This window comes from Streptomyces ossamyceticus (genome assembly GCF_001418475.1).
GTDB classification, from domain to species: domain Bacteria; phylum Actinomycetota; class Actinomycetes; order Streptomycetales; family Streptomycetaceae; genus Streptomyces; species Streptomyces ossamyceticus.
Genome location: NZ_LIQX01000601.1, coordinates 1 through 6,929 on the forward strand (window position 1 = coordinate 1; position 6,929 = coordinate 6,929).

The following is a 6,929-nucleotide window of genomic DNA, read 5'->3' on the forward strand; positions in this document are numbered from 1 at the left end:
GGCAGGGGGGACGGGGGCGTCACCCGACAGGACACTCGGGCCGCTGTTCAGGACTTCGACGCGCAGCCATTGCTCCGCGTACCGCACCGTCACCTCGGCCTTCGCTCCGTGGCCGTGCTTGAGGGCGTTGGTCAGTGCCTCCTGGATGATCCGGTAGGCGGTGACGTCGATCCCGCTCGGCAGGGGGCGGGGATCGCCGGAGATCCGTACCTCGACGGGCAGTCCGGCGAAGGCGATCCGGTCGATCAACGGGCTGAGCCGGCTCAGGCTCGGCTGGGGAGCCAGGTCCCCGCCGTACGGTTCGTCGTCCCCGTTCTGAGCGGGGGCGAGCAGGCCGAGCAGATGCCTCAGCTCGGTCATCGCGGTCCGCCCGGCGCTCTCCACCGCGCTCAGCGCGGCCTCGGCCTCGCCGGGCAGGGTGGCCAGCACCTCGCGGGCGGCCCCGGCCTGCACCACCATGAGGCTCACGTTGTGGCTGACGATGTCGTGGAGTTCGGCCGCGATCCTGGCCCGCTCGGCGTCGACGGCGGTCCGCGCGACGCTCTCGCGTTCCCGCTCCAGCAACCAGCCGCCCTCCTCGACGGCCACGCGATGCCGCCGCCGGGCCCGCACGAGCGCCACGCTCAGGACGACGAGCGCGGCGCACGCCGCCGCCGAGATCGCGACCAGCCAGATCAACACCGAACTCCCCACCCGCACAAGCTTGGCAGCCCGGCCCGCCCGCCGCCTCATGCTGCGGATCCACCTCCCTACATCCCCAGGATGACCCGCGCGACCGGTTACATCCGGCGAGGGACGTCATGCCTGCCCCGGCGCTTCTAGGTTCGTGCCATGACAACTGTTCCGGACAACCACCCCTCCCGAACCGTCGTGCGGCTGGACGACGTCCGCAAGGAGTACGGCGACGCGACGGCCCTGGACGGCGTCCGCCTGGAGATCCGCGCCGGGGAGGCGGTGGCGGTGATGGGACCGTCGGGCTGCGGCAAGTCCACGTTGCTCAACATGGTCGCGGGCCTGGACCGCCCGACGTCGGGAACCGTTCAGGTACACGGCCAGGACCTGGGAGCGCTGAACGAAACCGGGCTGGCACTGTTCCGGCGGCGGCACATCGGCATGATCTTCCAGTTCTTCAATCTGATCGACGACCTGCCCGCGCTGGACAACGTCGCGCTGGCAGCCCAGTTGATCGGCACGTCCGCCCGGCAGGCACGCCGCCGCGCGCTGGAACTCCTCGACGAACTCGGCGTCGCCGACCGCAAGGACACCTACCCGGCCGCCTTGAGCGGAGGTGAGCGTCAACGTGTCGCCGTGGCACGGGCGCTGATGAACCGTCCGGCCCTGCTGCTGGCCGACGAACCGACGGGCGCGCTGGACAGCCGCTCGGGCGAGCAGGTCATGGACCTGCTGATCGACCTCAACCAGATCGGTCAGACACTGCTGATCGTCACGCACGACCCGCACCTGGCCACACGCTGCGCCAGCAGGCTGATCGAGGTCGCCGACGGCCGGGTGGCCCGCGAGAGCGCTGTGGAGGCCGCCGTATGAGCGCCGTGTGGAGGGCCTCGCGGGCGGCCGTGAAACGCCGCAGGCTCCAGACGTTCGTCATCGGGCTCGTGGTCCTGTGCTCCACCACGACGATCCTGCTCGGGCTGGGGCTCCTCGCCGCGGCGTCGGCCCCCTTCGACAACGCGTTCGCGCAGCAGCGCGGGGCCCACACGGTGGCGACGTTCGACGCGTCGAAGGTGTCGTCCGCGCGGCTCGCGGCCACGGCCCGCCGACCGGGGGTCGAGGCCGCGGCCGGGCCCTTCGGGCAGGCCGTTCTCGAAATGCCCGAGGACTGGCTGTGGATGCCGGCCGGATCCCTCTCCGTCGTGGGCCGGGCCGAACCGGACGGACCGGTCGACCGCATCCACCTCCTGGAGGGCCGGTGGGCCACCGCTCCCGGTGAGATCGTCATCAACTGGCCCATCGCCGGCACACCCGGCCGGGACACGCTCGGCACCGAACTCAGGCCCCGTGGAGGTCCGGCCCTCACCGTCGTCGGCTTCGCCACCAGCATGAGCAAGACCGCCGGAGGCTGGGTCTCACCCGAGCAGATGGAGCGGCTGCGCCCGGCCACCCGCCAGATGCTGTACCGCTTCTCGGACGCCGCGACCGAACGGGAGCTGCGGGCCGGCCTCAGCACGGCCACCGCCCGACTGCCCGCCGACTCACTGGTGACCGCGCAGACCTACCTCGCCCTCAAGCGGGCCTTCGCCGCGCAGGCGGACGCCTATGTGCCGTTCATGACGCTGTTCGGCGTCCTCGGCCTCCTCATCTCCGTGCTGATCGTGGGGAATGTGGTCAGCGGGGCGGTGGTCTCCGGGCATCGGCACATCGGTGTGCTCAAGGCACTGGGCTTCACCCCGAACCAGGTGATGGCGGTCTATCTGACGATGGTCTCCGTCCCCGCGGTCATCGGCTGCGTCCTCGGCACCCTCATCGGGAACGCGGCGACGGGACCCATCCTGCGGGTGGCCTTCGCCGGCATCGACACGGGCGGCGCGGAGATCGGCACCAGCTGGTGGCCGTCCGTGCTGAGCCTGGCGGGGATGCCGGCCCTCGTCGTCGTCACCGCCCTGATCCCCTCCGTACGCGCCCACCGGCTTCCTGCCGCCCAGGCGATCACCGCGGGAAGTTCGCCGCGGACCGGACGAGGGCTGCGCGTCCAGCGCCGGCTCGGCGGAACGCGCCTGCCCCGCGCCGTCAGCCTGGGCCTGGGCCGGCCGTTCGCCCGGCCGGGCCGCTCGCTGCTGACCATGGCGGCCATCGTCCTCGGCGTCACCACCGTCACCCTGACGACCGGTCTGACCAGCACCCTGCTCGCCTTCGTCGACGACGACGGGGCCACCCGGGTGCGCGTGGAGGCGGCGGGGGGTTCCACCGTCGGGGGCGACACCGCCCGACGCCTGTCCGACCGGCAGACCGAGCAGCGGCTGCGCTCCCTGCCCGGCGCGGACCGGGTGACCGTCCGCGGGCTCACCAGGGTGAGCCTCGCCGGACACACGGAACCCGTGTACGCCAACTTCTACCGGGGGGACACCCGGGACCTCGCCCCTCATGTCGTCGACGGGCACTGGCCCGACCGTGCCGGACAGGCCGCGGCCGGGCCGGCGTTCCTCGACCAGCACGGGCTGTCCGTGGGCGACCGGATCACCGTTCTCTTGAACGGCAGGCAGACCCCCGTGACGATCGTGGGCCGGCTCTCGGACGGCAACGCCAAGGCGCTGGACTCCAACTGGCAGACCCTGCGGCGCCTCGACTCCTCGTTCCAGGCCGCCGAGTACACGGTCCGGCTCACCCAGGGCGCCGACGTCCGGAAGTACGTCGACGCGGTCAGGGCCGCCGACCCGGCTCTCCGCCCCTCGGTGCTGCGTCCCGACAACACCGTCGCCACGACCGTGGTCGGTTTCTCGTCGGTGTTCACCGTGCTGCTGACCGTCGTCGCCTCGCTCGGCGTCTTCAACACCGTCCTGCTCGACATCCGGGAACGGCGGCGCGACCTGGGCATGCTCAAGTCGATCGGAATGACCCCCCGCCAGGTCATGACGATGACGATGTCGTCCGTCGCGGCCCTCGGCGTGGTCGGCGGGCTGCTGGGAATCCCGTTGGGCATCGTCGCGCACCGGCTCGTCGTGGACCACGTCGGCGTGATCGTGTTCCCGGAGTTCACGAAACAGGTCTGGCACCTGCCCCAACTGGCCGCGCTGATGCTGGCGGGCGTCACGATCGCCGCGCTCGGCGCGCTGATCCCGGCGAGGTCGGCGGCACGGCTCACGATCGCCAAGGTGCTGCACAACGAGTAGCGCCCGGTGAGCGCCGCCTCCGCCGGGAGCCGTCCAGTAGGGGGCGACTCCCGGCGCGGGACGTGGTCGGGGGGACGTCAGCGCAACGCGCTCAGTTCGTCCGTCGGGGGCGGGTAGTGGGGGGCGCATTCCTGGCATGCGTAGACGTTGAAGCCGGGGCCCGTGGCCCCGTGGTGCTCGTGGACCAGGACCGGGTTCTTCGTGAAGCGTTGGCAGCGGGCGCACATACGGATCGGGAGGCGGCGCGGTGGGCGTTGTCCGGTGTCGGTCATCGGGTGGCCCCCGCGAGGGCACCGGGGACACGGACTTCACGGGACAGGGGCGATTCCGTGTCGAGGCCGAGACTCGCCAGGTAGAGGGCGCGGCGCCGTTCGCGCAGACCACGGGTCGCGCGGCGGCGGACGCGTTCGTCCAGGGTGTAGGCGGGCGTTGGCGGTTCGGGGTGCGGGCGGGGGCGAGGGATTGTCCGGGCCACGGGGGCAGGTGGCGGGACGGGGGTTCCCGCGCGGTGGCGACCACGCGAGTCCGGCATACAGATACACAGCATCCAGGCGAGTGCCCGGACAGTAAGCTCCAGCATTGTCGGCGCTCTTTCTCAGCGTTGACCATGCCCCGGGGCCGGGCCAGGCCGCCGGGGTTCTTCGGCGATTATTACGCTACAGGGTAGTACTGGGTGGTGTATAGCGGTTAGCTGTGCTCCATAGATTCGCACAGCTGAACGCTGTCGTACGTTGTTGGGATGACGCCCGCCTCTGACGAGTCGCCGATCGACCCGAGCAAGATCGCGTACGTGTACATGCAGATGGCCGATCACATCGCTGAGCGCATCAGCAAGGGTGAACTGCGGCCCGGTGCCCGCCTGCCCGGGGAACGTGATCTCGCCGCGCAGTACGGAGTCGCGCATCTGACCGCCCGCCGGGCCACCCGCGAGCTGCGCGAACGCGGTCTCGTCGTCACGCTTCCCGCGAAGGGCACTTTCGTCGCGTATCCGCCGGAGCCCGAGGCCGGCTCGACTCCGGAGCAGTAGGCCCTCATCGCGATTCCCCATGGACCGCCTCCGCCGGCACACGTCCCGCCTGGAGGTGTTGCCTGTCAGCGACGCGATCACCTGGCGTGCCATCGACCTGCTCCGGAACGCGAACCTGCACGGGCACAAGTACGCGATCGACTCCGTCGTCGCCGCCACGGCTCTGGGCTACGCCGGGCCCCGCATCATCGTCACATCGGACGCGGACGACATGAACAAGCTGTGTGGCGACAGGGTCCGCGTCGTGGGTGTCTGAGCGACTGTGCCGTCTGGGCCCAGCCGATCGCTGGTCAGCTCTGTTCGTCGCCGGTTCCCGACGCGGTCCTCGGGAAGGAGACCTCCACGCGGCGGTTCTTCTTGCGGCCCTCCTCCGAGGAGTTGTCGGCGATGGGGTAGTCCTCGCTGTAGCCGCGCACCTCGAAGGTGACGTCGCCGTCGAGGTCGCCGGCCAGGATGTCGTGGACGGCCTCGGCGCGCTTCTTGGAGAGGCTCAGGCCGTGGGCGTACGAGCCGAGGTCGTCGGTGAAGCCGAACACGCGGACCTTGGTGGCGCTCTGCGCCTTGATCTCCGCTGCGATCGCCTCGATGCGGGAGCGGGCCTGCGGGTTCAGCTTCGCGCTGTCCTTCGGGAAGAGGACCTCCGCCTGGAGCGCGAACGTCACGTTCTCGTTGGTGTCCTCGCGGCGCTCCTCGCCGCCGAGGTCCTCCACGACCGACTTGATGTCCAGCACCTTGGCGGGCGCGAGCGTCGCCCCCGCGGCCAGCTTCAGGCCAGGACTGTTCGCGTCCACCTCCGGGGGTGGGGAGGTGGTGACCGTGCCCGGGGGTTCGCTGGGGTCGTCGTCGGCGTGGGCCACCGGGGTGGCGAGGGCGAGCGCGACCACGACCGCGAGGGCGGCGGTGACCCGTGGGGTGAGAGCGGCCATGGTCACTCGCCCTCGGAGAGCTCGATGGTGGCGGGGGGCATGGAGCCGACTTGGAAGTCCACGGAGGTGGTGCCTTCGGGGGGTGCGGGGAATTGGGCATACCAGGCCGTGGTCGCACCGGCTTCGACACCGCCGCCCGTGAACTTGGTGCATAGACAGCGGCCTTGGGTGTCCCGGAGCACGAGGTACTTCTTCTTCCCCTGGCCGTCCACCAGTGACGCGCCTGCCAAGGAGGCGCCGTTCTTGTTGAGTTCGCGCTCGTCGCCCCGCCAGTCGGCCGCAGGCCAGAAGTTTCCGCCGCTATTGGTGACAGTTCCGCTGATCGTGACGTAGCCACCCTGGTCGCGGTCGGCTGACGTCACAGAGAGGGCGATGTCCCCGCTCTTCACCTCGGCCAGGGCCGACGCGACGTCAGGTGACGACGGCTTCTTCTTGTCGTCTCCCTTGTCACGAGTAGGCGCCGAGCTGGTCGCCGCGTCCGACGACTTGCCGTCGTCCTCTCCCCCGCCGCAGCCGGCCACCGTGAGGACCAGCCCGGTGGCGATCGTCACCGCGGTCAGAGCCGCACGGCCCCTTGTGGTGTACCGGAACTTCATGGACACGACTTCCTCTCACTCGGCCAGACGCACAGAGAACATCACGGACGCGTCGGGAAGGTCGTCCGGATCGAATTTTTCGGGGTCGATGTCGACGGGCTCGCCGTCGCAGACCAACGTCACGAGCTTCGTGGGATCAGCGTCCAGGTCGAAGTCGCAGCGCGGCTGGATCACAGCGACTGCTTGGGCTGTGGCCCTCAGGGTTTCGGTACCTGGGATGACCGACTCGCCGACGCTGTAGTTGGTCTCGACGACGACCCGAAAGCCCGGATCGCCTGCCACCTCGGTGAGCTGGGCGTCACCTTGCAGGGTGGAACGGTTCTGGGCAGCCAGTTCCGCTGCGGCAGCGGTAGCCCCGTCAGTGGGAAGTCCACCTGCCGGCAGATCCAACCAGTCGAGCCAGTTGTCGTCGCCCGCGGCGATGGCTGCCTCAAGATCCAGCAGCAGTTCGTCCCTTGCCTCCTGCGAGGCCGCCAACGCAGCAGCGTCCGCCCGTGGTGGTGCGCAATCAGCTGCGGACGCTGCTGCGTTGGCG

General features: G+C 70.4%; 9 protein-coding genes. 4 read left to right on the plus strand and 5 right to left on the minus strand.

Annotated elements, in window-relative coordinates:
* Nucleotides 1-678: sensor histidine kinase (locus AOK15_RS34400; protein WP_240508727.1), on the minus strand; the 678-nt coding region annotated here is incomplete at its 3' end.
* Between the two features lie 153 nt (nt 679-831).
* Here AOK15_RS34400 and AOK15_RS34405 point away from each other — a divergent pair.
* Nucleotides 832-1,545, plus strand: a complete 714-nt coding sequence (locus AOK15_RS34405) for an ABC transporter ATP-binding protein (protein WP_055522232.1) — start codon at nt 832-834, stop codon at nt 1,543-1,545.
* Nucleotides 1,542-3,845, plus strand: coding sequence for an ABC transporter permease (locus tag AOK15_RS34410; protein WP_055522233.1), 2,304 nt, complete (start codon nt 1,542-1,544; stop codon nt 3,843-3,845). Before AOK15_RS34405 ends, AOK15_RS34410 begins: the two co-directional genes overlap by 4 nt.
* Before the next feature lie 77 nt (nt 3,846-3,922).
* Here the strand turns inward: AOK15_RS34410 and AOK15_RS45330 are convergent, their stop codons facing one another.
* Nucleotides 3,923-4,117: a hypothetical protein gene (locus AOK15_RS45330; RefSeq protein WP_157870458.1), complete on the minus strand. Its 195-nt coding sequence runs from the start codon at nt 4,115-4,117 to the stop codon at nt 3,923-3,925.
* Nucleotides 4,118-4,584: 467 nt separating this feature from the next.
* Here AOK15_RS45330 and AOK15_RS34415 point away from each other — a divergent pair, with 467 nt between their 5' ends.
* Both AOK15_RS34415 and AOK15_RS34420 read left to right on the plus strand, forming a co-directional pair.
* Nucleotides 4,585-4,872: a winged helix-turn-helix domain-containing protein gene (locus tag AOK15_RS34415; RefSeq protein WP_055522234.1), complete on the plus strand. Its 288-nt coding sequence runs from the start codon at nt 4,585-4,587 to the stop codon at nt 4,870-4,872.
* Nucleotides 4,873-4,891: 19 nt separating this feature from the next.
* Complete coding sequence (locus AOK15_RS34420; protein ID WP_055522235.1) at nt 4,892-5,128, plus strand: PIN domain-containing protein; 237 nt, start codon at nt 4,892-4,894, stop codon at nt 5,126-5,128.
* A gap of 34 nt (nt 5,129-5,162) precedes the next feature.
* On the opposite strand, the gene AOK15_RS34425 is transcribed toward AOK15_RS34420, so the two are convergent.
* From AOK15_RS34425 to AOK15_RS34435, 3 genes are all read right to left on the minus strand, one after another.
* Nucleotides 5,163-5,798: an OmpA family protein gene (locus AOK15_RS34425; RefSeq protein WP_205632279.1), complete on the minus strand. Its 636-nt coding sequence runs from the start codon at nt 5,796-5,798 to the stop codon at nt 5,163-5,165.
* A 2-nt stretch (nt 5,799-5,800) separates the two neighbouring features.
* Complete coding sequence (locus AOK15_RS34430) at nt 5,801-6,394, minus strand: hypothetical protein (RefSeq protein ID WP_055522237.1); 594 nt, start codon at nt 6,392-6,394, stop codon at nt 5,801-5,803.
* Between the two features lie 15 nt (nt 6,395-6,409).
* Nucleotides 6,410-6,929, minus strand: a 520-nt coding sequence (locus tag AOK15_RS34435) for a hypothetical protein (protein WP_055522239.1), incomplete at its 5' end; no start/stop codon positions are given.

What these genes read in the sequence shown, in the direction of transcription:
- AOK15_RS34405 (WP_055522232.1), top strand. Translation starts at nt 832, where the DNA reads ATGACAACTGTTCCGGACAACCACCCCTCCCGAACCGTCGTGCGGCTG.
- AOK15_RS34410 (WP_055522233.1), top strand. Translation starts at nt 1,542, where the DNA reads ATGAGCGCCGTGTGGAGGGCCTCGCGGGCGGCCGTGAAACGCCGCAGG.
- AOK15_RS45330 (WP_157870458.1), bottom strand. Translation starts at nt 4,117, where the DNA reads ATGACCGACACCGGACAACGCCCACCGCGCCGCCTCCCGATCCGTATG.
- AOK15_RS34415 (WP_055522234.1), top strand. Translation starts at nt 4,585, where the DNA reads ATGACGCCCGCCTCTGACGAGTCGCCGATCGACCCGAGCAAGATCGCG.
- AOK15_RS34420 (WP_055522235.1), top strand. Translation starts at nt 4,892, where the DNA reads ATGGACCGCCTCCGCCGGCACACGTCCCGCCTGGAGGTGTTGCCTGTC.
- AOK15_RS34425 (WP_205632279.1), bottom strand. Translation starts at nt 5,798, where the DNA reads ATGGCCGCTCTCACCCCACGGGTCACCGCCGCCCTCGCGGTCGTGGTC.
- AOK15_RS34430 (WP_055522237.1), bottom strand. Translation starts at nt 6,394, where the DNA reads ATGAAGTTCCGGTACACCACAAGGGGCCGTGCGGCTCTGACCGCGGTG.